This window comes from Streptomyces sp. NPDC007971 (genome assembly GCF_042958635.1).
Taxonomy (GTDB): domain Bacteria; phylum Actinomycetota; class Actinomycetes; order Streptomycetales; family Streptomycetaceae; genus Streptomyces.
In genome coordinates, this window is record NZ_JBIBJK010000006.1 from 18,185 (window position 1) to 43,317 (window position 25,133).

General features: G+C 69.7%; 20 protein-coding genes. 15 read left to right on the plus strand and 5 right to left on the minus strand.

The genetic code is table 11. The annotated features are described in order from the left end of the window. The first annotated feature begins 296 nt into the window (after positions 1-296). A complete protein-coding gene (gene metH / locus ACFZCP_RS13600) occupies positions 297-3,809 on the plus strand; it encodes a methionine synthase (RefSeq protein ID WP_391426953.1) in 3,513 nt (1,170 codons plus the stop codon). Between the two features lie 8 nt (positions 3,810-3,817). On the opposite strand, the gene ACFZCP_RS13605 is transcribed toward metH, so the two are convergent. After that, on the minus strand, positions 3,818-3,997 hold the full coding sequence (locus tag ACFZCP_RS13605) for a hypothetical protein (protein WP_391426955.1): 180 nt from the start codon (positions 3,995-3,997) through the stop codon (positions 3,818-3,820). Between the two features lie 103 nt (positions 3,998-4,100). Between ACFZCP_RS13605 and ACFZCP_RS13610 the strand changes: the two genes are divergently transcribed. The 3 genes from ACFZCP_RS13610 (at position 4,101) to ACFZCP_RS13620 (ending at position 8,594) form a co-directional block, all read left to right on the plus strand. After that, the gene (locus tag ACFZCP_RS13610; protein WP_391426957.1) at positions 4,101-4,802 is read left to right on the plus strand and encodes an HAD-IA family hydrolase; all 702 of its coding nucleotides are present in this window, start codon (positions 4,101-4,103) and stop codon (positions 4,800-4,802) included. A gap of 432 nt (positions 4,803-5,234) precedes the next feature. Then, entirely contained in the window at positions 5,235-6,839 is a 1,605-nt protein-coding gene (locus tag ACFZCP_RS13615) for an ABC transporter substrate-binding protein (protein ID WP_391426960.1), read from the plus strand. A gap of 174 nt (positions 6,840-7,013) precedes the next feature. Next, a complete protein-coding gene (locus ACFZCP_RS13620; RefSeq protein ID WP_391426962.1) occupies positions 7,014-8,594 on the plus strand; it encodes an ABC transporter substrate-binding protein in 1,581 nt (526 codons plus the stop codon). A 114-nt stretch (positions 8,595-8,708) separates the two neighbouring features. Here ACFZCP_RS13620 and ACFZCP_RS13625 read toward each other — a convergent pair whose 3' ends face one another. Next, complete coding sequence (locus ACFZCP_RS13625) at positions 8,709-9,380, minus strand: response regulator transcription factor (RefSeq protein WP_066996369.1); 672 nt, start codon at positions 9,378-9,380, stop codon at positions 8,709-8,711. Positions 9,381-9,434: 54 nt separating this feature from the next. Further along, positions 9,435-10,511, minus strand: a complete 1,077-nt coding sequence (locus ACFZCP_RS13630) for a PD-(D/E)XK nuclease family protein (protein ID WP_391426965.1) — start codon at positions 10,509-10,511, stop codon at positions 9,435-9,437. 179 nt (positions 10,512-10,690) lie between these two features. Here ACFZCP_RS13630 and ACFZCP_RS13635 point away from each other — a divergent pair, with 179 nt between their 5' ends. From ACFZCP_RS13635 to ACFZCP_RS13645, 3 genes are all read left to right on the plus strand, one after another. After that, positions 10,691-12,412, plus strand: coding sequence for a site-2 protease family protein (locus ACFZCP_RS13635; RefSeq protein WP_391426967.1), 1,722 nt, complete (start codon positions 10,691-10,693; stop codon positions 12,410-12,412). 60 nt (positions 12,413-12,472) lie between these two features. Beyond that, complete coding sequence (locus ACFZCP_RS13640; protein WP_067031713.1) at positions 12,473-13,375, plus strand: tRNA (adenine-N1)-methyltransferase; 903 nt, start codon at positions 12,473-12,475, stop codon at positions 13,373-13,375. 229 nt (positions 13,376-13,604) lie between these two features. After that, complete coding sequence (locus ACFZCP_RS13645; protein WP_391426970.1) at positions 13,605-14,186, plus strand: hypothetical protein; 582 nt, start codon at positions 13,605-13,607, stop codon at positions 14,184-14,186. Positions 14,187-14,208: 22 nt separating this feature from the next. Here the strand turns inward: ACFZCP_RS13645 and ACFZCP_RS13650 are convergent, their stop codons facing one another. Then, positions 14,209-14,511 carry a ferredoxin gene (locus ACFZCP_RS13650; protein WP_362697930.1) on the minus strand — a complete coding sequence of 101 codons (303 nt, stop codon included), beginning with the start codon at positions 14,509-14,511 and terminating at the stop codon, positions 14,209-14,211. A 518-nt stretch (positions 14,512-15,029) separates the two neighbouring features. Here ACFZCP_RS13650 and arc point away from each other — a divergent pair. The 6 genes from arc (at position 15,030) to prcA (ending at position 21,167) form a co-directional block, all read left to right on the plus strand. Beyond that, positions 15,030-16,796, plus strand: coding sequence for a proteasome ATPase (gene arc / locus ACFZCP_RS13655; protein WP_361129105.1), 1,767 nt, complete (start codon positions 15,030-15,032; stop codon positions 16,794-16,796). Positions 16,797-17,028: 232 nt separating this feature from the next. Continuing rightward, on the plus strand, positions 17,029-18,540 hold the full coding sequence (gene dop, locus ACFZCP_RS13660) for a depupylase/deamidase Dop (protein WP_391426974.1): 1,512 nt from the start codon (positions 17,029-17,031) through the stop codon (positions 18,538-18,540). A 198-nt stretch (positions 18,541-18,738) separates the two neighbouring features. Beyond that, positions 18,739-18,957, plus strand: coding sequence for a ubiquitin-like protein Pup (locus ACFZCP_RS13665; protein WP_030608326.1), 219 nt, complete (start codon positions 18,739-18,741; stop codon positions 18,955-18,957). A gap of 8 nt (positions 18,958-18,965) precedes the next feature. After that, complete coding sequence (locus ACFZCP_RS13670) at positions 18,966-19,556, plus strand: endonuclease domain-containing protein (protein WP_391426976.1); 591 nt, start codon at positions 18,966-18,968, stop codon at positions 19,554-19,556. Then, the gene (gene prcB, locus ACFZCP_RS13675; RefSeq protein WP_391426978.1) at positions 19,508-20,353 is read left to right on the plus strand and encodes a proteasome subunit beta; all 846 of its coding nucleotides are present in this window, start codon (positions 19,508-19,510) and stop codon (positions 20,351-20,353) included. Before ACFZCP_RS13670 ends, prcB begins: the two co-directional genes overlap by 49 nt. Before the next feature lie 61 nt (positions 20,354-20,414). Continuing rightward, the gene (gene prcA / locus ACFZCP_RS13680) at positions 20,415-21,167 is read left to right on the plus strand and encodes a proteasome subunit alpha (protein ID WP_362697916.1); all 753 of its coding nucleotides are present in this window, start codon (positions 20,415-20,417) and stop codon (positions 21,165-21,167) included. A 74-nt stretch (positions 21,168-21,241) separates the two neighbouring features. Here prcA and ACFZCP_RS13685 read toward each other — a convergent pair whose 3' ends face one another. Continuing rightward, positions 21,242-22,258 (minus strand): substrate-binding domain-containing protein, encoded by a 1,017-nt coding sequence (locus ACFZCP_RS13685; protein WP_391426981.1) that lies wholly within the window; start codon positions 22,256-22,258, stop codon positions 21,242-21,244. Between the two features lie 209 nt (positions 22,259-22,467). Here ACFZCP_RS13685 and ACFZCP_RS13690 point away from each other — a divergent pair, with 209 nt between their 5' ends. Together ACFZCP_RS13690 and pafA are read left to right on the plus strand one after the other, a co-directional pair. Further along, positions 22,468-23,727 (plus strand): MFS transporter, encoded by a 1,260-nt coding sequence (locus ACFZCP_RS13690; RefSeq protein ID WP_391426983.1) that lies wholly within the window; start codon positions 22,468-22,470, stop codon positions 23,725-23,727. A 9-nt stretch (positions 23,728-23,736) separates the two neighbouring features. Continuing rightward, positions 23,737-25,098 carry a Pup--protein ligase gene (pafA, locus tag ACFZCP_RS13695; protein WP_020938995.1) on the plus strand — a complete coding sequence of 454 codons (1,362 nt, stop codon included), beginning with the start codon at positions 23,737-23,739 and terminating at the stop codon, positions 25,096-25,098. Positions 25,099-25,133 lie beyond the last annotated feature (35 nt).

Genomic DNA, 25,133 nt, shown 5'->3' on the forward strand with positions numbered 1-25,133 from the left:
CGTCCTGCCTCCGTCCCCTTCGACCGTCGACGAACAGCATGGAACACATACCGTTCGGCAATGTCGAACACTACCGGTCCATGTCGACCTACCGCCAATGGTCGGACGACACTTGTTACATCTGCCGTGGCCCACCCGTCGTGCCTCGGCCATCCGGGTTCACCACCTGCGTCCGCCACGTGGACGCCGGTGCCCATCCAAGCCCACTCCCGGTTACCCTGACGCCGTGCCCCTTGCCCGGTCCGCGCCGGGGAAGCCGCATAGCCGACAGCCGTCGCACCTCAGGGAGCCCCTTCATGGCCTCGTTGCCAACGTCCCCTCACGCCGACAGCCGGACCCGTGTGTCCGCACTCCGAGAAGCGCTCGCCACCCGCGTGGTGGTCGCCGACGGGGCCATGGGCACCATGCTCCAGGCCCAGGACCCGACGCTCGAGGACTTCCAGCAACTCGAGGGCTGCAACGAGATCCTCAACCTCACCCGCCCCGACATCGTCCGCTCCGTCCACGAGGCGTACTTCGCCGTGGGCGTCGACTGCGTCGAGACCAACACGTTCGGGGCCAACCACTCCGCCCTCGGCGAGTACGACATCCCCGAGCGTGTCCACGAGCTCTCGGAAGCGGGCGCCCGTGTGGCCCGCGAGACCGCCGACGAGTTCACCGCCAAGGACGGCCGGCCCCGCTGGGTCCTGGGCTCCATGGGCCCCGGCACCAAGCTGCCCACCCTCGGCCACGCCCCCTACACCACCCTGCGCGACGCCTACCAGCGCAACGCCGAGGGCCTGGTCGCCGGCGGCGCCGACGCACTGCTCGTCGAGACCACCCAGGACCTCCTCCAGACCAAGGCGGCCGTCCTCGGCGCCCGCCGCGGCCTCGCCGCCCTCGGCCTGGACATGCCGGTCATCGTGTCGGTCACCGTCGAGACCACGGGCACCATGCTGCTCGGCTCCGAGATCGGCGCGGCCCTGACCGCGCTGGAGCCGCTCGGCATCGACATGATCGGCCTGAACTGCGCCACCGGCCCGGCCGAGATGAGCGAGCACCTGCGCTACCTCGCCCGCAACGCCCGCATCCCGCTGTCCTGCATGCCGAACGCGGGCCTGCCGGTCCTCGGCAAGAACGGCGCCCACTACCCGCTGACCGCACCGGAGCTGGCCGACGCCCAGGAGACCTTCGTCCGCGAGTACGGCCTCTCGCTGGTGGGCGGCTGCTGCGGCACCACGCCCGAGCATCTGCGCCAGGTCGTGGAGCGCGTGAGGGGCCTCACCCCGCCCGAGCGCGACCCGCGGCCCGAGCCGGGTGCCGCCTCCCTCTACCAGACGGTGCCGTTCCGCCAGGACACCTCCTACCTGGCCATCGGCGAGCGCACCAACGCCAACGGCTCCAAGAAGTTCCGCGAGGCCATGCTGGAGGCCCGCTGGGACGACTGCGTGGAGATGGCGCGCGAGCAGATCCGCGAGGGCGCACACCTGCTCGACCTGTGTGTGGACTACGTCGGACGGGACGGCGTCGCCGACATGGAGGAACTGGCCGGCCGCTTCGCGACCGCGTCCACGCTGCCGATCGTCCTCGATTCCACCGAGGTCGACGTCATCCGGGCGGGCCTGGAGAAGCTCGGGGGCCGCGCCGTGATCAACTCCGTCAACTACGAGGACGGCGACGGCCCCGAGTCCCGTTTCGCCAAGGTCACCGAACTCGCGCAGGAGCACGGCGCCGCGCTGATCGCGCTCACCATCGACGAGGAGGGCCAGGCCCGCACCCCCGGGAAGAAGGTCGAGATCGCCGAACGGCTGATCGACGACCTCACCGGGAACTGGGGCATCCGTGAGGAGGACATCCTCATCGACACCCTGACCTTCACCATCTGCACCGGTCAGGAGGAGTCCCGGGGAGACGGCATCGCCACCATCGAGGCGATCCGCGAGCTGAAGAAGCGGCACCCGGCCGTGCAGACCACGCTGGGCCTGTCCAACATCTCCTTCGGCCTCAACCCGGCCGCCCGCATCCTGCTGAACTCCGTCTTCCTGGACGAGTGCGTCAAGGCGGGCCTGGACTCCGCGATCGTGCACGCCTCCAAGATCCTGCCGATCGCCCGCTTCGACGAGGAGCAGGTCACCACCGCACTGGACCTCATCTACGACCGCCGCGCCGAGGGCTACGACCCCCTGCAGAAGCTGATGGCCCTCTTCGAGGGCGCCACGGCGAAGTCCCTGAGGGCCGGCAAGGCCGAGGAACTGGCCGCCCTCCCGCTGGAGGAGCGCCTCAAGCGCCGCATCATCGACGGCGAGCGCAACGGCCTGGAAGCCGACCTGGACGAGGCCCTGCAAAGCCGCCCCGCCCTCGACATCGTCAACGAGACCCTCCTGGACGGCATGAAGGTCGTCGGCGACCTCTTCGGCTCCGGCCAGATGCAGCTGCCGTTCGTCCTGCAGTCCGCCGAGGTCATGAAGGTGGCCGTCGCCCACCTCGAACCGCACATGGAGAAGTCGGACGCCGAGGGCAAGGGCACCATCGTGCTGGCCACCGTGCGCGGCGACGTGCACGACATCGGCAAGAACCTCGTCGACATCATCCTGTCCAACAACGGCTACAACGTCGTCAACCTGGGCATCAAGCAGCCGGTCTCCGCGATCCTGGAAGCCGCCGAGGAACACCGGGCCGACGTCATCGGCATGTCCGGCCTCCTGGTCAAGTCCACGGTGATCATGAAGGAGAACCTGGAGGAGCTGAACCAGCGCGGCCTCGCCGCCCGCTTCCCGGTCATCCTCGGAGGTGCCGCCCTCACCCGCGCCTACGTCGAGCAGGACCTGCACGAGATCTACGAGGGCGAGGTCCGCTACGCCCGCGACGCCTTCGAGGGCCTGCGCCTGATGGACGCCCTGATCGGCGTCAAGCGGGGCGTGCCCGGCGCCCAGTTGCCCGAGCTCAGGCAGCGCCGGGTCCGCGCCGCCGCCGTCGAGATCGAGGAGCGGCCCGAGGAGGGCCACGTCCGCTCCGACGTCGCCGTCGACAACCCCGTGCCGGCCCCGCCGTTCTGGGACACCCGCGTCATCAAGGGCATCCAGCTCAAGGAGTACGCCAGCTGGCTGGACGAGGGCGCCCTGTTCAAGGGCCAGTGGGGCCTGAAGCAGGCCCGCACCGGGGAAGGGCCGACGTACGAGGAACTCGTCGAGACCGAGGGCCGTCCCCGCCTGCGCGGTCTGCTCGACAGGCTCCAGACGGAGAACCTCCTGGAAGCCGCCGTCGTCTACGGCTACTTCCCCTGCGTCTCCAAGGACGACGACCTGATCATCCTGGACGAGCGGGGCAACGAACGCACCCGTTTCACCTTCCCGCGCCAGCGCCGCGGACGCCGCCTGTGCCTGGCCGACTTCTTCCGCCCGGAGGAGTCGGGCGAGACGGATGTCGTCGGCCTCCAGGTGGTCACCGTCGGCTCCCGCATCGGCGAGGAGACCGCCAAGCTCTTCGAGTCCAACTCCTACCGCGACTACCTCGAACTGCACGGTCTGTCCGTGCAGTTGGCGGAGGCGCTCGCCGAGTACTGGCACGCCCGCGTCCGCTCCGAACTCGGATTCGCCGGCGAGGACCCGGCCGGTATCGAGGACATGTTCGCCCTCAAGTACCGCGGCGCCCGCTTCTCCCTCGGCTACGGCGCCTGCCCGGACCTGGAGGACCGCGCCAAGATCGCCGAGCTCCTGCAGCCCGAGCGGATCGGCGTCCACCTGTCCGAGGAGTTCCAGCTGCACCCCGAGCAGTCCACCGACGCGATCGTGATCCACCACCCGGAGGCGAAGTACTTCAACGCACGCTGAACCGGCAGCTACGCCGGCTCCGGCAGCTCCGGCAGCTCCGGCAGCTCCGGCAGCTCCGGCAGCTCCGGCAGCTCCGGCTGGTCCGACCCGGCTCCGGCGCCTCCGGTGGCTCCGCCGGTACCGGTGGCTTCGGCGGTACCGGTGGTTCCGGTGACTTCGGCGGGCGCCGACCCGCCCGTGCCGGTCACATTGAGGCGTTTACCCGCCGAGGGTCGTACACTGGTCGGTCCACCACAGGCCGGTTCCCTGTCCGGGAACCGGCCTGGTCGTCCCTCAAGGAGGTGCGCCAGGATGACCAGCACGGTCCCCGCGCTCGGAACCCGTACGGCCGAAGGATCAGCCCTGCAGGCCGTGCTCCTCGACATGGACGGCACCCTGGTGGACACCGAGGGCTTCTGGTGGGACGTGGAGGCGGAGGTCTTCGCCGGCCTCGGCCACACCCTGGACGAGACCTGGCGCCACATCGTGGTCGGCGGTCCCATGGCGCGCAGCGCCGGGTTCCTGATCGAGGCCACCGGCGCCGACATCACCCTCGCCGAGCTCACGACACTGCTCAACGACGGGTTCGAGGACCGCATCGGCCGCGCCCTCCCGCTGATGCCGGGCGCCGCCCGGCTCCTCGCCGAGCTGTACGAGTACGAGATCCCGACCGCCCTGGTCTCCGCCTCGCACCGGCGGATCATCGACCGCGTGCTGGACTCACTGGGGCCCCAGCACTTCGCCCTGACCGTGGCCGGCGACGAGGTGTCGCGCACCAAGCCGTACCCGGACCCGTACCTGCTCGCCGCCGCCGGGCTCGGCGCCCACCCCGCCCGGTGCGCGGTGGTCGAGGACACCGCCACCGGCGTCGAGGCCGCGGAGGCCGCGGGGTGCCGGGTCGTCGCCGTGCCCTCGGTGGCCCCGATCGCACCGAGTGCCCGCCGCACCGTCGTGACCTCCCTGGAAGAGGTCGACCTGGCATTTCTGCGCGGCCTGATGACGGAAATGCGCTAGCTGTTCACCCAGCGTGCAATGATCATTGGACGGGATGGACAAAAATCCCGGTCAGTACACCGGGGCGGAATTCCCGTCGGCCCGCCCGGCTGAATTCCGGCAACTCCCCACCCGGTTCGGAGTGTGAGGTTGCCCACGTCCGCAGGCCTCGACAACGTTGCCCCGGTGTGTAGGTGACCCCCGATCGGGACGGTTCGACGTGCCCTTGTGTCCCGATTGATGGGACGCTGCACTAATCCTGCCGCTGTCGGGTTTTCGGTGTGTCCGCACCCGGTTTCACTGCGTGATGAGGCCTCAACTCGCGGGGCTGTGAACGGTCCTGCGGGCGCGGACTAATCTCATCGCGAGAACATCGCCGCAACCCCCGTGATCCGCCGCGCCACCCCTGCATGCCGGGTACACGGACACGAACAGCTCTGGAGAAACTCCCGCATGAACCGCAAGACTTTGGTGCTGCCGGCGGTGGCCGGCCTGCTCACGCCGGTTCTCGCTGCCTGTGGCGGATCCGACAGCGGGAGCAAGAGCAGCGATGCCATCGTCGTGGGCACCACCGACCGGTTCACCGCCACCAGCGACGCCCCCGCGCCTCTCGACCCGGCCTACGCCTACGACGTCGGCACCTGGAACATCCTGCGCCAGACCGTGCAGACCCTGATGACCCAGCCCAAGGGCGAGGGCGACCCGGTCCCGGACGCCGCCGAGAGCTGTTCCTTCACCGACAGCGGCAGCGAGCGCTACGCCTGCAAGCTGCGCTCGGACCTGAAGTTCGCCGACGGCGACGCCGTCACCGCCTCGGACGTCAAGTACTCCATCGAGCGGGCGCTGCACATCAAGGCCGACTCGGGTGTCTCCGCCCTGCTGAACAACATCGACACGGTCGAGACCCAGGGCGACCGCGAGGTCATCTTCCACCTCAAGACGGCCGACGCCACCTTCCCGTACAAGCTGTCCACTCCGGTCGCGGGCATCATCAACCCCAAGGACTACGAGAAGGGCAAGCTGCGCGACGGCTTCGAGGTCGACGGCTCCGGCCCGTACACCTTCAAGGCCGACGTCAAGGACAACACGATCGTCTCCGTCACCTTCGACAAGAACCCCTCCTACAAGGGCTATGTGAAGGTGGAGAACAACGAGGTCGTGATGCGCAGCTACGACGACGCGGCCGCCATGGGCACCGCGATCGCCGACGGCAAGATCGACGTCATGACCCGCACCATGTCGCCGTCGCAGATCCAGAAGCTCGACAGCGGCGCCGACGCGAACGTCGACCTGGTCGACATGCCGGGCCTGGAGATCCGCTACCTGGCCTTCAACACCAACGCGCCCACCGTGAAGAGCAAGGCCGTCCGTCAGGCCATGGCCCAGCTCATCGACCGCGGCGAGATCGTCTCCAAGGTGTACGGCACCCAGGCCGAGCCCCTGTACTCGCTGGTCCCGGCCACCCTCACCGGCCACTCCAACTCGTTCTTCAACAAGTACGGCAACCCCAGCAACTCCAAGGCGAAGGAGCTGCTGACCAAGGCCGGCATCACCACCCCGGTCAAGCTGACGCTGCACTACACGACCGACCACTACGGCTCGGCCACCAAGCAGGAGTTCGAGATCCTGCAGAAGCAGCTCAACAACAGCGGCCTGTTCGACGTCAGCCTCCAGGGTCACCCCTGGTCGGCCTTCCGTCCCGCCGAGCAGAAGGGCCAGTACGACGTCTACGGCATGGGCTGGTTCCCCGACTTCCCCGACGCCGACAACTTCCTCGCGCCCTTCCTCGACAAGGACAACTTCCTCGGCTCGCCGTACTCGAACAGCACCATCCAGCGCACGCTGATCCCCGAGTCCCGGCGGGAGTCCGACCGGCTCAACGCCGCGAAGAGCCTGACCGAGATCCAGGACACCGTCGCCGAGGACGTCCCCGTGCTGCCGCTGTGGCAGGGCAAGCAGTACGTCGCCGCGCGGGACGACATCACGGGCGTCTCCTACGCCCTCAACTCCTCCTCGACGCTCCAGCTGTGGGCGCTCGGCCGCGGCGTGAGCGGCTGACATCACCCGCAGGGGTGTCCTCCGGGCCCAGTCGGCGGGAGCGACGGTGCGTCCTGCTCGACCGAGCGGGGTGCGCCGACCCCGTGTCGCCGACGGCGGCCCGCACGACACCCCTTCCGTCCGGGGCACGAAACGGGGGCCTCGGATCGACGAACCGACGACAAGGCACATGCAGTGAAGATGCGAAACCAGTGGCCGGTCCTGCCCCTCGTGGCGGGGCTGGCCTCCGGCCTGTTGACCGGCTGCGGCTCGGAGAGCGGGGAGTCGGGGGGAACCGGCTCCTCCGTGGTGATGGGGATGTCCGACGACGTCCTCGCCACGGACCCCGCCTCGGGCTACGACCCCGGATCCTGGCTGCTGTTCAACAACGTCTTCCAGTCGCTGCTCAGTTTCCCCAAGGGCGCCACCCAGCCCGAGCCGGAGGCGGCGAAGGACTGCTCCTTCAGCGACGACCGGGCCACGGTCTACAAGTGCGAACTCAAGCCCGGCCTGAAGTTCAGCAACGGCGACCCGCTCACCGCCGAAGACGTGAAGTTCTCCTTCGACCGGATGCTGAAGATCAACGATCCGGCCGGCCCGGCGATCATGTTCCCCTCACTGGACAAGGTCCAGACCCCTGACGCGAAGACCGTCGTGTTCAGGCTCAAGGTGCCCGACGCCACCTTCCCGAGCAAGATCGCCTCCGGTGCCGGCTCCATCGTGGACCACCGCCAGTACGACGCGGGCGGCCTGCGCACCGACGACAAGGCCGTCGGCTCCGGCCCCTACAAGCTGGACTCCTTCGACAAGGACCGCGCGGTCTTCTCGGTCAACTCCGACTACCAGGGAACCGCCAAGGCCAAGAACTCCGGCGTGACCCTGAAGTTCTTCCACGGCGACCGCGCCGCCCTGAAGAAGGCTCTCGAAGGCGGCGACATCGACCTCGCCTACCGAGGCCTGACCGCCACCGACATCGCCCAGCTCGACCAGCAGGACGACACCAAGGGCGTCGACGTCGTCGAGGGCACCAGCGCCGAGGTCCAGCACCTGGTCTTCAACATGAAGGACCCGGTCGCCGGCAAGATCGGCGTCCGCAAGGCCATGGCCTACCTCATCGACCGCGACGCCCTCGTCAAGAACGTCTACCAGGGCACCGCCACCCCGCTGTACTCGATCATCCCGGCGGGCATCGTCGGCCACAACACAGCCTTCTTCGACACCTACGGCGCTCGCCCCTCCAAGGAGAAGGCCGCCGCCGCGCTGCGCGCCGACGGCATCAACGGCAAGGTCAGGCTCACCCTCTGGTCCACGCCCTCGCGCTACGGCCCCGCCACCGACCAGGAGCTGAAGGCCATCGCCGGCCAGCTCAACGCCAGCGGACTCTTCCAGGCCGACGTCAAGTCCGTCGCCTTCGGCCAGTACGAGAAGGACATCGCCCAGGGCCGGTACGGCGTGTACGTCAAGGGCTGGGTGCCCGACTACCCGGACGCCGACAACTTCACCGCGCCGTTCTTCGGCAAGGACAACGTGCTGGGCAACCACTACGCCAACGGCACGATCACCGGCACCCTCATCCCCGCCACGGCCGCGCAGAGCGACCGCGCCGCGACCGACCAGAACTTCGGCAAGCTGCAGACCATCGTCGCCGACGAACTGCCCGTGCTCCCGGTCTGGCAGGCCAAGCAGTACGCGGTCGCCCGCGACGGGGTCTACGGCCTGGAGTACTGCCTGGACGCCTCGACCGTGTTCCGGTTCTGGGAACTGAGCAAGAGCTGAGCGGACCATGCACCGAGGGCGCTGCCTCCCCGAGGGGGAAGCAGCGCCCTCTGCCGTGTCCGACGACGTCCTGCCGCTCGGTGCACCAGCTCCTGCCGCGCCGTGCGCGGCCGCCTACTGGGCGCCGGGCCGCACCAGCCCGCTCTCGTACGCGTACACCGCGGCCTGCACCCGGTCCCTCAGGCCCAGCTTGGTCAGCACATGCCCGACGTGCGTCTTCACGGTGGTCTCGCTGACGAACAGGTCGGCGGCGATCTCCGCGTTGGACAACCCGCGCGCCACCAGCTTCAGCACCTCCACCTCACGGTCGGTGAGGGTGTGCAGGGTGTCCGGCACCGGCTCCTCGCCCGAGGGCAGATGCGTGGCGTACTTGTCCAGCAGACGACGCGTGATGCTCGGAGCCAGCAACGCCTCGCCGGCCGCGACGACCCGGATGGCCTGCACCAGCTCATGGGCGGGCGCGTCCTTCAGCAGAAAGCCGCTCGCCCCGGCCCGCAGCGCCTCCACCACGTACTCGTCCAGGTCGAACGTGGTCAGCACCAGCACCTTCGCCGGACCGTCCCGCCCCGGCCCGGTGATCTGCCGGGTCGCCTCCACCCCGTCCATCCGCGGCATCCGGATGTCCATCAGCACGACATCGGGCTGCAGCGCTCGCACCTGATCGAGGGCCTGCAGGCCGTCACCGGCCTCACCGACGACCGCAAGATCCTGCTCGGCCTCCAGGATCATCCGGAAACCCGTACGCAGCAGGGGCTGGTCGTCGACCAGTAGGACGCGGATGGCCACGTGACACTCCTTCGCTAGTCCGGGCCCATTCTGCCCTGCGACGCGGTCCCCGACTCAGCCGCCCTCACCGGCTGCGACCGTGCTTCCCGGGGCAGACCCCTCGGAACCCCCGGCCGCACGCCCGTCGTCGGCCCCCGCCGGCCGCGGCTGCGCTTCCCTGGGGACATCCTCCGTACCCCCGGCCGCACGTCCGCCGGCCGCCCTCACCGGCAGCGGATACGGCGGGGGAGTGCCGCCGAACTCCGGACAGTGCGCCTGGTGGTCGCACCAGCCGCACAGCTTGGTCGGCCGCGGCCGCCACTCACCTGACTCCGTCGCCCGCCTGATCGCCTCCCACAGGGCGAGCAGCTTGCGCTCCACACGCTCCAGATCGGCCAGGACGGGGTCGTAGGTCAGCACGTCCCCGCTGCCGAGATAGACCAGCTGGAGCCGGCGCGGGACGACCCTCTTCAGCCGCCACACCACCAGGGCGTAGAACTTCATCTGGAACAGGGCGCTCTCGGCGTACTCCGCACGCGGCGCCTTCCCCGTCTTGTAGTCGACGATCCGCACCTCACCGGTCGGCGCCACATCCACCCGGTCGATGATCCCGCGCAGCCGCAGACCCGAATCCAGCTCTGCCTCCACGAACAGCTCCCGCTCGGCCGGCTCCAGCCGCGACGGATCCTCCAGCGTGAACCAGCGCTCCACCAGCTGCTCCGCCTCACCGAGCCAGCGGGCGAGCCGCTCGCCGTCCGGATCGTCGGTGAACAGCTCCGTGACCTCCGGCCTGCTCTCCCGCAGCCGGTCCCACTGCCCCGGGATCAGCGACTTGGCGCGCGGCGCCGTCCGCTCCGCGGCGGGCGCGTCGAACAGCCGCTCCAGCACCGCGTGCACCAGCGTGCCCCGCGTCGCCGCCTCGCTCGGTTTCTCCGGCAGCCGGTCGATCACCCGGAACCGGTACAGCAGCGGGCACTGCATGAAGTCACCGGCGCGGGAGGGGGACAGCGAGGTGGGCGCCGTGGCCGCACGCTCGCCCGCCGGCTCCGCCGCACCGCTGCCGGCGGCCGCCCCCGCGTCCGTCTCCGCCTCGCCCGCCGGCCGGGCCGCGCCGCCCGCCGCCATGGCCGCGTCCTCCATGCTGCTGTCCATGACCACAGACCATACGGCCCGGCACTGACAGTGACCCAGCCGTGTGCCGAACCGGCCGTGCGACGGCGGGGCAAACACAGGGGGTGCCGGGGCGGAACGTGCCACCACGGACGCATACCATCGACCAGAGACCCTTCCGGCCCACACGGCACGGAAGACGCTTCGAACGAGGGGACACCGTGGACGTGAGCGGCGGGAGCGGACAGCCGCGGTCCGGCAACGACGAGCAGGCCGAGCACCCTGCAGCACCTACGGCCCCGGCGACCGGACCCACCGACCACCCCGGGCCGGAGCCCCACGACGCCCCGGCACCCCCGCCACAACCGACAGCCCCACGGCCGACCCCCGACGAACCCGAGCAACGCGGCAAGCCCGACGAGTCAGAGCAGCGCGGCAAGCCCGACGAGCCCGAGCAACAAGGGAAGCCCGAAGAGCCCCGGGAGCCCGACGGGCCCGGGGAAACCACAGGCCAGGGTCCGCGAGCCGCCGAGAAGTCACCCGCCGGCGATCAGAAGCCGACCCCTGACCGGGCGACTCCCACCACCGGTCAGGAGCCGACGGCCGACGCCGCCAAGGAGACGTCCGCCGGTCGGCCCGGGCCACGTACCGGCCTCGACGCCCCGGCAGCCCGGCCGGACCCGCAGGCCGGGCACCCCCCCGCCGCGGACAGCGATCCCCACACGGGCGAGCACCGCTCCCTCGCCCACTCCGGGATCGCCAAGGGCGAACCGCCCCAGCCACGGCCCAAGGAACCCGGCGGCGGTCTGCTGATGGGCCGGCCCTTCGGCGTACCCGTCTACGTCGCGCCGAGCTGGTTCCTCGTCGCCGCCCTGATCACCTGGGTCTTCGGCGGCCAGCTCGACCGCGTCCTGCCCGAACTGGGCGCCGCCCGCTACCTGGTGTCCCTCTTCTTCGCCGTCGCCTTCTACGCCTCCGTGCTCGTCCACGAACTGGCCCACACGGTCGCCGCGATCCGCTTCGACCTGCCCGTCCGCCGTATCCAGCTCCAGTTCTTCGGCGGCGTCTCCGAGATCGAGAAGGAGGCCGAGACCCCCGGACGGGAGTTCGTCCTGGCCTTCGTCGGCCCGCTGCTCTCCCTCGTCCTCGCCGGACTGTTCTACCTGGCCATGAAGCCCGTGGAACCCGACACCGTCCCCGGCGTCCTGCTGGCCGGCCTGATGATCTCCAATCTCATCGTCGCCGCCTTCAACCTGCTGCCCGGACTGCCCCTCGACGGCGGCCGCATGCTCCGCGCCGTCGTCTGGAAGATCACCGGCAAGCCCATGAGCGGCACCATCGCCGCAGCCTGGGTCGGCCGCGCCCTCGCCCTCTCCGTCCTGGTCGGCCTCCCGCTGCTCAACCAGTCCGGCGCCTTCGGCGGAGGCAACCAGGACATCAGCGGCATGGACACCGTCACCGACGCCCTGCTCGCCGCCATCCTCGCCGCGATCATCTGGACCGGCGCCGGCAACAGCCTGCGCATGGCCCGCCTGCGCGAACACCTCCCCGAACTGCGGGCCCGCACCCTCACCCGCCGCGCCGTGCCGGTGCAGACCGACACCCCGCTCTCCGAGGCCCTGCGCCGCGCCAACGCCGCCGGCGCCCGCGCCCTGGTCGTCGTCGACGCCGACGGCCACCCCCTCTCCCTCGTCCGCGAGGCCGCCATCGTCGGCGTACCCGAACACCGCCGCCCCTGGGTCGCGGTCAGCGGCCTCGCCCAGGAACTGACCGACGGCATGCGCGTCTCCGCCGAGCTGGCCGGGGAAGCACTGCTCGACGTCCTGCGGGCCACCCCCGCGACCGAGTACCTCGTCGTCGAGGAGACCGGCGAGATCTACGGCGTCCTGTCCGCCGCCGACGTCGAGCGCGCCTTCGTGCGGGCGATGGCACGCCCGAGCTGACCGTCCGGCCTCCCGCCCCGCGTGGTCGGCGGCCCCCTCAGGTGCCGGTACGCTGGTCACATGTCCGAACCGACCGGTGCCGCCCGCAGGCGCGGGCCCTTCAAGGTCGGGGACCAGGTTCAGCTGACCGACCCCAAGGGCCGCCACTACACGTTCACGCTCGAAGCCGGGAAGAACTTCCACACCCACAAGGGCTCCTTCCCGCACGACGAACTGATCGGCGCTCCCGAGGGCAGCGTTGTCCGCACCACCGGCAACGTCGCCTACCTCGCGCTGCGCCCCCTGCTCCCCGACTACGTCCTGTCCATGCCCCGCGGGGCAGCCGTCGTCTACCCCAAGGACGCGGGGCAGATCCTCGCCTTCGCCGACATCTTCCCCGGCGCCCGCGTCGTCGAGGCCGGCGTCGGCTCCGGCTCGCTCAGCAGCTTCCTGCTGCGCGCCATCGGCGACCAGGGCATGCTGCACTCCTACGAGCGCCGCGAGGACTTCGCCGAGATCGCCCAGCAGAACGTCGAGCGCTACTTCGGCGGCCCGCACCCCGCCTGGCAGCTCACCGTCGGCGACCTCCAGGACAACCTGTCCGACACCGACGTCGACCGCGTCATCCTCGACATGCTCGCCCCCTGGGAGTGCCTGGAGGCCGTCTCCAAGGCACTGGTCCCCGGCGGCATCCTGTGCTGCTACGTGGCCACCACCACCCAGCTCGCCCGGACCGTCGAGTCCATCCGGGAGATCGGCTGCTTCAACGAGCCGACCGCCTGGGAGACGATGATCCGCAACTGGCACATCGAAGGCCTGGCCGTCCGCCCGGACCACCGGATGATCGGCCACACCGGCTTCCTGCTCACCGCCCGCCGCCTCGCCGACGGCGTCGAGCCGCCCATGCGCCGCCGCCGCCCCGCCAAGGGCGCCTACGGCGAGGACTACGCAGGACCCAACGCCGACGGCGGCTCCGGCCGCTGACCGGCTCCCGGCGAGCACAACGCGAGGGCGCCGTGCCCGAGTTCCCCACCGATCCCGGGAACCCGGACACGGCGCCCGCCCGTTGACCGGACACCAGGACGCGTACGCCCCCCCCGCGCGTGCTCCCCGCCTGCGGAAGTCCGTACCGACCCCGCCGTTCCCCCGCTCCGTGACGTGTGGCAGCATGCTGGCCACCCCACCGGCACAGCCCTCACAGGAGACACTCCTAGTGCAGCCATCCGCCGTTCCGGAGCTCGCCCACACCCACAGCCACCCCATCCACTGGGTCGCCACCGCCACCGCCGTCTCCGGCGTCGTGGCCCTGTCCGCCCTCCTCCAGCCCGGATCGGCCACCGCCGCCCAGCCGGCCCCCGGCGCCGAGGTCAAGTCGGCCCCCGCCGCCGTCGCACCGCCCGGCACGGCAGGCGTGGCCTTCCCCCTGGCGTGCGGCCCGGTGAAGGCGGTAGTGGTGAAGAAGGCCACCGGAGACCTGGACGGGGACGGCCGACCGGAAACCGTCGCCGTCGTGCACTGCGACGCTCCCATGGGCACCCCACCGGACGGCGTCTACGTCCTGACCCGTGGCACCGACGGCGGCAGGGCCCGCGTCGTCGCCACCCTGGTCGACCCCAAGGACCGGCTCACCGTCACCGACTTCTCCCTGCACGCAGGAACCGTCGGCGCCACCCTGCTCGGCTACTCCTCGGACGACGTGCCCAGTTGCTGCCCCGACGTGAAAACCCCGGCCAAGTGGCAGTGGAACGGCAGCGCGTTCCTCCGCTCCACCCCGACCGGGGACCACAGCGTCTGACCCGCCCGGGGCCGGCCCGCACTCAGCCGGCGTCGGGCCCGTACACCTCGACCCTGTCCGAAACCCGGCGTACATGGATGCACTCGCCGGGACACTCCTTCACCGAGTCCACGACATCCACGAGGAGCGGCAGCGGCACCGGCACCGTGGCCCCCCTGTCCTGAAGCAGCTCGTCGTCCGAGCCCTTCACATAGGCCAGCCCGTCGATGTCCAGCTCGAACACCTCCGGGGCGTACTGGGCGCAGATCCCGTCGCCGGTACACAGATCCTGGTCGATCCAGACCTCCAGCGCCTCGCCCCCCGGGGCCTCCTGCTGCACGGTCATCTCTCCTGCCGTCGGTTCGCCGGACCGTACCGCCGGCACCGAGGCCAGCCGGGTCCGCTCCAGCGGCTGTTGAACACCCCGACCCTACCTCCGCCCGCATTCCGGCCGTCTTCGACGGGTGCGGGGTTTCCGCCCCGCCCCCCTCGGGTAGAGCCGCCCGACCGGGGATCACGGCCCCGCAGACCGCAGGCGAACACTTCACGCCACCCCACGGTGACGCCCACCGCCCGGACCGTCGCTCAGTGTGATGAGCGCGCGCCTGCCCTCACGCCTGCCCGCGAACCGGCCGACCGCCCCGCAACAGACAACTCCGGCCACTCCTGAAGGGTTTTGACCACCACTGACAAGGAACAAGCCGCTTCCGAATCACGTTGAGTGGGTATTCCCTCCGTGCGAGAGGGAGCGCACCGGGTGACCGACGACACACCTTGACAGTCAATGTGATCTAGGGGTTTCAATCGTCACCCACCCAGGTAGGGTCTGGAAGCGTCCAGCTCCCCTTGGAGGAGGTGAGGACCGTGGCAGCCCACGACGACGACATGAACCGCGGCATCCGCCCGGGACGAGGGTCCGACGACCCGGCCGGGCAGATCGCCTACCTTGAGCAGGAGATCGCCGTCCTGCGACGCAAGCTCGCCGACTCTCCGCGGCACACGAGGATTCTCGAAGAGCGGATCGTCGAACTGCAGACCAACCTGGCCGGCGTCTCCGCACAGAACGAACGCCTGGCCAACACCCTCCGCGAGGCCCGCGACCAGATCGTGGCCCTCAAGGAAGAGGTCGACCGCCTCGCCCAGCCGCCGGCCGGCTTCGGCGTCTTCCTGCAGGCCAACGAGGACGGCACCGCCGACATCTTCACCGGCGGCCGCAAACTGCGGGTGAACGTCAGCCCAAGCGTCGAGGTCGACGACCTCAGGCGTGGCCAGGAGGTCATGCTCAACGAAGCGCTCAACGTGGTCGAGGCCATGGAGTACGAGAGCGTCGGCGACATCGTCACCCTCAAGGAGATCCTCGAGGACGGCGAGCGAGCCCTCGTGCTGGGGCACACCGACGAGGAACGGGTGGTACGGCTCGCCGAGCCGCTGCTGGACGTCACCATCCGCCCCGGCGACGCCCTCCTGCTCGAACCCCGCTCCGGCTACGTCTACGAGGTCGTGCCCAAGAGCGAGGTCGAGGAACTGGTCCTCGAAGAGGTCCCCGACATCGGCTACGAGCAGATCGGCGGCCTCGGCAACCAGATCGAGGCCATCCGCGACGCGGTCGAGCTGCCCTACCTCTACCCGGACCTGTTCAAGGAGCACGAGCTGCGCCCGCCCAAGGGCGTCCTGCTCTACGGCCCCCCCGGCTGCGGCAAGACACTCATCGCCAAGGCCGTCGCCAACTCGCTCGCCAAGAAGGTCGCCGAGGTCACCGGCCAGGCCGCGGGCAAGAGCTTCTTCCTGAACATCAAGGGCCCCGAGCTGCTCAACAAGTACGTCGGCGAGACGGAGCGGCAGATCCGCCTCGTCTTCCAGCGTGCACGTGAGAAAGCCAGCGAGGGCACCCCCGTGATCGTCTTCTTCGACGAGATGGAGTCCCTCTTCCGCACCCGCGGCTCCGGCGTCAGCTCGGACGTGGAGAACACCATCGTCCCCCAGCTCCTCGCCGAGATCGACGGTGTGGAAGGCCTGGAGAACGTGGTCGTGATCGGCGCCTCCAACCGCGAGGACATGATCGACCCCGCCATCCTGCGCCCCGGCCGGCTCGACGTGAAGATCAAGATCGAGCGCCCGGACGCCGAGGCCGCCAAGGACATCTTCGGCAAGTACCTCACCGAGCGCCTCCCGCTGCACGCCGACGACCTCGGCGAGCACGGCGGCAGCAAGGAAACGACCGTCCAGAGCATGATCCAGACGGCCGTCGAGCACATGTACGCCGAATCCGAGGAAAACCGCTTCCTGGAAGTCACCTACGCCAACGGTGACAAGGAAGTCCTCTACTTCAAGGACTTCAATTCCGGCGCCATGATCGAAAACATCGTGGGCCGCGCCAAGAAAATGGCGATCAAGGACTTCCTGGAGAAGAACCAGAAGGGCCTCCGCGTCTCCCACCTCCTCCAGGCCTGCGTGGACGAGTTCAAGGAGAACGAGGACCTGCCCAACACCACCAACCCCGACGACTGGGCCCGCATCTCCGGAAAGAAGGGCGAACGGATCGTCTACATCCGTACCCTCATCACCGGAAAGCAGGGCGCGGACACCGGACGCTCCATCGACACGGTGGCGAACACCGGACAGTACCTGTAGAACCGGGGCGGCTGCGGGTGCCCTCGCCGGGGTACCCGCAGCCGCTGTTTTTCCGGCCACGACCGGAGCAGGCAATGACGCAAATGATCTCCCCACCAGCGCAAAGGCGTTCTAGGCTCTTTCCTACCGCCGAGTCGCGCAGTGCGGGGACGGGCACCGCACACGCACCGGAGCGCCAGCGGTACGTGAGCGGCGCCCACGACCGAGGGCGCCGCCGGGCAAGGAGGGCCGCATGACCGTACGGCGAGTAATGGGCATCGAGACGGAGTACGGGATCTCCGTCCCCGGCCATCCCAACGCCAATGCCATGCTCACCTCGTCCCAGATCGTCAACGCCTACGCGGCGGCGATGCACCGGGCCCGCCGGGCCCGCTGGGACTTCGAGGAAGAGAACCCGCTGCGCGACGCACGAGGCTTCGACCTCGCCCGGGAGGCCGCCGACGCCAGCCAGCTCACCGACGAGGACATCGGCCTCGCCAACGTCATTCTCACCAACGGCGCTCGCCTCTACGTCGACCACGCCCACCCCGAATACAGCGCCCCCGAGGTCACCAACCCCCGCGACGCCGTGCTCTGGGACAAGGCCGGCGAACGCATCATGGCCGAGGCCGCCGAACGCGCGGCCCAGCTGCCCGGCGCCCAGCAGATCCACCTCTACAAGAACAACACCGACAACAAAGGCGCCTCCTACGGCACCCACGAGAACTACCTGATGAAGCGGGAGACCCCCTTCTCGGACATCGTGCGCCACCTCACGCCCTTCTTCGTCTCCCGTCAGGTCTTCGCCGGAGCGGGCCGCGTCGGCATCGGCCAGGACGGCCACGAACACGGCTTCCAGCTCAGCCAGCGCGCCGACTACTTCGAGGTCGAGGTCGGCCTGGAGACCACCCTCAAGCGCCCGATCATCAACACCCGCGACGAGCCCCACGCCGACGCGGAGAAGTACCGCCGCCTGCACGTCATCATCGGCGACGCCAACCTCTCCGAGATCTCGACCTACCTCAAGCTGGGCACGACCGCCCTGGTCCTGTCCATGATCGAGGACGGCTTCATCGCCGTGGACCTCGCCGTCGACCAGCCCGTACGCACCCTCCACCAGGTCTCCCACGACCCCTCGCTCAAGCGCCTGGTCACGCTCCGCAGCGGCCGCACACTGACCGCGGTCCAGCTCCAGATGGAGTACTTCGAGCTGTCCCGCAAGTACGTCGAGGAACGCTTCGGGGCCGACGCCGACGACCAGACCAAGGACGTGCTCTCCCGCTGGGAGGACACCCTCAACCGGCTGGAGAACGACCCGATGAGCCTCGCCGGCGAACTCGACTGGGTCGCCAAGCGGGAACTGATGGAGGGCTACCGCCGCCGCGACGGCCTCGACTGGGACGCCGCCCGGCTCCACCTCGTCGACCTCCAGTACGCCGACGTACGCGCCGAGAAGGGCCTCTACAACCGCCTGGCGGCCCGCGGACGCATCAAGCGGCTGCTGGACGAGGCCGAGGTCGACCAGGCCCGCACGAAGCCGCCGGAGGACACCCGTGCCTACTTCCGCGGCCGCTGCCTGGAGCAGTACGCGGACGACGTGGCCGCGGCCTCCTGGGACTCGGTCATCTTCGACCTTCCCGGGCGCGACTCCCTCCAGCGCGTTCCAACCCTCGAACCGCTACGCGGAACGCGAAATCACGTCAAGGAACTGCTGGACCGCTGCCGCACAGCAGAAGACCTGGTCAGGGTCTTGTCGGGCGGCTGAACGCGGTCGGCGGGCACACGTACCGTCCCGGGCGGACAGGGTGGAAACCCCACCGCCCGGGAATCATCGAGATGGCCCCCGCACGTTGTCGAAACTGCGGGGCCGATGTCGGACCCGGCTTGTAGGGTCTGATCATCACCGATCGGCAGGAATGCCGACCCGTCGACCATGTCGGGCGAACTGAGCGGGGTGAGGGATATGGCAACCAAGGACACCGGCGGCGGCCAGCAGAAGGCCACACGCTCCACCGAGGAGGTCGAGGAGCAGGCGCAGGACGCGCAGGCCTCCGAAGACCTCAAGGAGCGGCACGAGAAGCTGAGTGACGACGTGGACTCCGTCCTGGACGAGATCGACGACGTCTTGGAGGAGAACGCGGAGGACTTCGTGCGCTCGTTCGTTCAAAAGGGTGGACAGTAGTCACATCCATGAACGACGGGGGATCGAAGAAGTGCTCGACGTGCCAGAAGGTACTTTCGGTCGGCGCATTCGCGGGCAACAGGTCTCGGCCTGACGGCCTGCAGGCCAATTGTCGCGAGTGCGCTGCCGAGTACCACCGGCGACGACAGGAAGCACAGGGCAAGACGGTGCGCGAGAAGGCGGACGTGCCCGACGGGTACGAGCTCTGCCGGTCGTGCGGCGAGATCAAGTCCCACAGCGAATGGCACCGTAACGCGACCGCTTCCGATGGGCGGTCGACGCGATGCAAGGCTTGCCGGGCCGTCCGTGGGCGGGCGGACCACCTCAAGCGCAACTACGGCCTCACCGAGTCCGAACGCGACGCGATGGTCGCCGCTCAACGCGGCCTCTGCGTGATCTGCCTGGATGCCCCCGCCGCGCATGTGGATCACTGCCACAAGACGGGTAGGGTCCGTGGCGTACTGTGCTTCAACTGCAATTCGGCCATCGGCAAGTTGGGTGACAACCCCGACGCCGTGCGCCGGGCAGCCGCCTATCTGGAAGGAAACTCGTGGAAGCCAATACTCGTGGCACCGGGCGTCTACCAGCTGCCTTCCTGACGCCTGGGTCCTCTTCGTTCATGGACTTCCTGTCGGAGCACCAGCCGGAGATGCTGCCCGGCAACCGGCAGCTGCCTCCCACCCGGGGGGTGATCGAGGCCCCGCACGGCACGACGATCGTCGCGGTGACCTTCCCCGGCGGCGTGGTGCTCGCCGGTGACCGCCGGGCGACCATGGGCAATGTCATCGCCCAGCGGGACATCGAGAAGGTCTTCCCGGCGGACGAGTACTCGGCCGTGGGCATCGCCGGCACCGCCGGTCTGGCCGTCGAGATGGTCAAGCTCTTCCAGCTGGAGCTGGAGCACTTCGAGAAGGTCGAGGGCGCCCAGCTGTCGCTGGAGGGCAAGGCGAACCGGCTGTCGACGATGATCCGTTCCAACCTCGGCATGGCCATGCAGGGCCTGGCCGTGGTGCCCTTGTTCGCCGGGTACGACCTGGACCGGGAGAAGGGGCGCATCTTCTCCTACGACGTCACGGGCGGCCGCTCCGAGGAGCACAACTTCGCGGCGACGGGTTCCGGCTCGGTCTTCGCGCGTGGTGCCATGAAGAAGCTGTTCCGTGACGACCTGTCCGAGGAGCAGGCCACGACCCTGGTGGTCCAGGCCCTGTACGACGCGGCAGACGACGACTCGGCGACCGGTGGTCCCGATGTCGCCCGCCGGATCTACCCGATCATCACCGTGATCACCGAGGACGGTTTCCGCCGGCTCACCGAGGACGAGTCCTCCGGGCTGTCCCGTGCGGTGCTGCAGCAGCGTCTGGAGGAGCCGGACGGCCCCAAGGCCGCCCTGCTCTGAGAGCGGGCCCGCTTCTTATCAAGGTGATCCAGTGACCATGACAGAAAGGGACGGATAACCGGTGTCGACGCCGTTCTATGTCTCACCTCAGCAGGCCATGGCCGACCGGGCGGAGTACGCCCGCAAGGGCATCGCCCGGGGCCGCAGTCTGGTTGTGCTGCAGTACGCCGACGGCATCGTGTTCGTCGGCGAGAACCCGTCCCGTGCGCTGCACAAGTTCAGCGAGATCTACGACCGGATCGGTTTCGCGGCCGCCGGCAAGTACAACGAGTACGAGAACCTCCGGATCGGCGGCGTTCGCTACGCAGACCTGCGGGGGTACACCTACGACCGGGGCGACGTGACCGCCCGCGGTCTGGCCAACGTCTACGCCCAGACCCTGGGCACGATCTTCTCCAGTGCGGCAGAGAAGCCGTACGAGGTGGAGTTGGTCGTGGCGGAGGTCGGGGAGACCCCGGAGGGCGACCAGATCTACCGGCTGCCGCACGACGGCTCGATCGTCGACGAGCACGGTTCGGTCGCGGTCGGCGGCAATGCGGAGCTGATCAGCAACTATCTGGACCAGCGCCACCAGGACGGCATGACGCTGGCCGAGGCGCTGAAGCTGGCCGTGCAGGCCCTGTCCCGCGAGTCGAACGGCAGCCAGCGGGAGATTCCCGCCGAGCGCCTGGAGGTCGCGGTGCTGGACCGCACGCGCCCGCAGCAGCGCAAGTTCAGGCGCATCGTCGGCCGTCAGCTCTCCCGGCTCCTGGAGGAGGGCGGCGCGGCCACCGAGGCGGAGAGCTCCGAGGAGGGCGGCTCCGAGGAGGAGTAGTCCCGCCTCTCTTCTGCCCACCCTGTCCCGCTCATGGTGCCCCGGCCGGTTCTCCGGTCGGGGCACCACGCGTGTCAGGGGCTGCGGGGAGGTGCCGTCGAGCCGCGTACGACGAGTTCGACCGGGATGTCCCCGCCGTCCGGCTCCCGGCCCTCCAGGACGGCCAGCAGGGCCTCCATTCCGCGTTCCCCGAACCGTTCGGCGTCCAGTCGTACCGTCGTCAGTTCCGGGTCGAGGGCGGTGGCCAGGGCCAGGTCGTCGAGGCCGGTCACCGAGACGTCGTCGGGGACGCGCAGGCCGAGGCGGCGCAGGGCCTTGTAGGCGCCGGCGGCGAGTTTGTCGTCGTCGCAGACCACGGCGGTGGGCCGGGGCCCGGGTGCGGTGAGGGCGGCCACGGTGGCGGTCAGGGCGCCCTCGATGGAGATCGGGGCGGCGGCGGTGCGGATCTCGGTGCCGGGGACGCCGGCCAGGCGTGCGGCCAGCTGACGGGCGCGCATCTCGAAGGTCCAGGAGGGTACGTCGGCGGCGAGGTGCAGGATGCGGCGGTGGCCGAGCCCCAGGAGGTGTTCGGCGACCTGCCGGACGCCGTCGGCGATGTCCAGGTTGACGGTCGCCGCGCCGAGGCTGCCCTCGGGGTCGCTGTCGAGCATGACCAGGGGGAGCTGGTCGCCGCGGATCGCGGTGAGTGCGTCGGCGGCCATGGAGGAGGCGATGACGCCGTCCAGGGCGGCCTGTGCGGAGGCGAAGGGGTTGCGGGCGGGGCCGATGCCCTCGGGGGAGGGGTAGAGCACGACGCCGAAGCCGTGCCGGGCGGCGACGCGGGCGGCGCCGGTGTAGACGCCGGCGAAGAACTCGGTGGTCAGTGCCGGCACGACGAGCAGGACGGTGCGGGTGCGGCCCAGGCGCAGGTTGCGGGCGGCGAGGTTGGGCCGGTAGCCCAGTTCCCGCGCGGCCTCGCGGACCCGCTCGGCGGTGGTTTCGGAGACGCGGCCGCGCCATTTGTCGCCGAGGACGAGGGAGACGGCGGCCTGGGAGACTCCGGCCGCCTGGGCGACGTCACGGCTGGTCGGGCGCGTGCTGCTGCGTGCCACCGTGGGCGTGCTCCTGTTCGTGTGGTCGTTCGCCTCCGGGTGCTGCGGCCGGGGCGGGGTCCCGGTCGTGCTCGGCCCTTCGGGCTCTGGCGCGCTCGTGGCCCCGGCACCGGCGGGCCCGTCGGCTCGCTCCTGGTCGTCTGGACGTGTGAACAGCGCACATGGTACGTATGGATGAGGACGTTATACGTAACACGGGGAGGTTGGGCATGGCTGCCGGATACCTGGAGATCCTCAGGGCGAGGCACGCGGCCCGCCTGCTGACCGGCACTCTGGTGGGGCGGCTTCCCAATGCGACCGCCGCGATCGCCCTGGTGCTGTTCGTCCGTGCCGAGGGCGGCACCTACAGCCTGGCGGGCGCCCTCGCGGCCGTGTACGGCGTCGCCAACGCCGTGGGCCAGCCGGTCCTCGGGCGGCTGGTGGATCTCTACGGGCAGCCGCGTGTGCAGCTGCCCGCGGCCGTCGTCTCCGCTCTCGCCATGGTGGCCTTCGCCTTCGCGGGCACCGATCCGCTGCCGCTCGCGTATGCCGCCGTCGCGGTGGCGGGCCTGTTCACCCCGCCTCTGGAGGGCGGTCTGCGCGCGCTGTGGCCCTCCGTGCTGCGCCGTGAGGAGCAGGTGCACACGGCCTACGCGATGGACGCGATCGCGCAGGAGGTCATGTTCACCGTCGGGCCGCTGCTGGTGACCCTGTGCGTGTCCCTGTGGTCGGAGCGGGCGGCCCTGCTGGTGCTGAACGCCGTCGGTGTCCTCGGTGCGCTCTCGGTGGTCGTCTCGCCGCCCTCGCGCGCGTGGCGTTCGGCGCCGCGCGAGGCACACTGGCTGGGTGCTCTGCGTTCGCGCGGCCTGCTGGTGCTGCTCGGTGCCTTCCTGTTCATCGGCATCGCGCTCGGTTCCATCACGGTGGCCTCGGTGTCGTACGCCGACGCGCACGGCGGGGACGCGGTCTACGGCTGGATGATGGCCGCGCTCGGTCTCGGTGCCCTGGTGGGCGGCACGGTGTACGGCGCGCGGCAGTGGGGTGGCTCGCCGGAGCGGCGACTGCGCGTCCTGGTGGCTCTTCTGGCGGTGTGTTATCTGCCGCTGATGCTGATGCCGGGTGCGGTGGCCATGGTGGTGCTCGCGGCGGTGTCCGGGGTGTTCCTCGCCCCCTGCATCGCCTGTGCGTTCATCATCGTGGACCGGCATGCGCCGAGCGGAACCGTCACCGAGGCGTTCTCCTGGCTTGTGACGACGTTCACCGTGGGTGCCTCGGTCGGAACGGGCCTGGCGGGCCCGGTCGTCCAGGGGGGCGGCGCCCTGTGGGGTTTCGCGCTGCCGGGTGCGGCGGGAGCCGTGTCGCTGCTGGTCCTGCTCGCCACCGGACGGGTCCTCGCAGCTCCCGCGTGGGGCGGGGTTGTTGCGGCTTCATCGGAAACTGATCCAAATCGTGCTGTCGAACCCCGTTTCAGCTCAGGGGATCGGGCGTAATGTTCAGTCATGGACCGCCGCATTTTCGGGCTGGAGAACGAGTACGGCGTCACGTGCACGTTCAGGGGACAGCGCCGCCTGTCGCCTGACGAGGTGGCGCGGTACCTCTTCCGCCGTGTCGTGTCATGGGGCCGCAGCAGCAATGTCTTTCTGCGAAACGGCGCCCGGCTCTATCTCGACGTGGGGTCACATCCGGAATACGCGACACCCGAATGTGACAACGTGACCGAGCTGGTCACCCACGACAAGGCCGGCGAGCGCATTCTCGAGGGACTCCTGGTGGACGCGGAACGACGCCTGCACGAGGAGGGAATCGCGGGCGACGTCTACCTCTTCAAGAACAACACCGACTCGGCGGGCAACTCCTACGGGTGCCACGAGAACTATCTGGTGGCCCGGCACGGGGAGTTCTCCCGGCTCGCGGACATCCTCATCCCGTTCCTGGTGACCAGGCAGCTGCTGTGCGGTGCGGGCAAGGTCCTGCAGACGCCGCGCGGCGCGGTCTACTGCGTCAGCCAGCGGGCGGAGCACATCTGGGAGGGCGTCTCCTCGGCGACGACGCGTTCCCGGCCCATCATCAACACCCGCGACGAGCCGCACGCGGACGCCGAGCGCTACCGCCGACTGCATGTCATCGTGGGCGACTCCAACATGTCCGAGACGACCATGCTGCTCAAGGTCGGCGCGACCGATCTGGTGCTGCGCATGATCGAGGCGGGCACGGTGATGCGTGACCTGACCCTGGAGAACCCGATCAGGGCGATCCGCGAGGTCAGCCATGACATCACGGGTCGGCGCAAGGTGCGGCTGGCCAGTGGCCGGGAGGCCTCCGCGCTGGAGGTGCAGCGCGAGTACTTCGACAAGGCCGTGGACTTCTGCGACCGCCGGGGCATCCGTACCGGCACGGTCGCACAGGTCCTGGAGCTGTGGGGCCGTACGCTCGACGCGATCGAGACGGAGGAGCTGGACCGGATCGGCACCGAGATCGACTGGGTGATGAAGTACAAGCTCATCGAGCGGTACCGGGCCAAGCACAACATGACGATGTCGCATCCGCGGGTCGCTCAGATAGACCTCGCCTACCACGACATCCACCGCCGTCGTGGGCTGTACTACCTGCTGGAGAAGAAGGGGCAGGCGACGCGGATCTGCAACGACCTGAAGATCTTCGAGGGCAAGTCCGTTCCTCCGCAGACCACTCGGGCCCGGCTGCGCGGGGACTTCATCCGCCGGGCGCAGGAACAGCGGCGGGACTTCACGGTCGACTGGGTGCACCTCAAGCTCAATGACCAGGCGCAACGCACCGTGTTGTGCAAGGACCCGTTCCGTTCGGTGGACGATCGGGTGGAGAAGCTGATCGCCGGAATGTGACCGAAGCGGGCGAGTCAAGTGTTTCGGCACCGAAA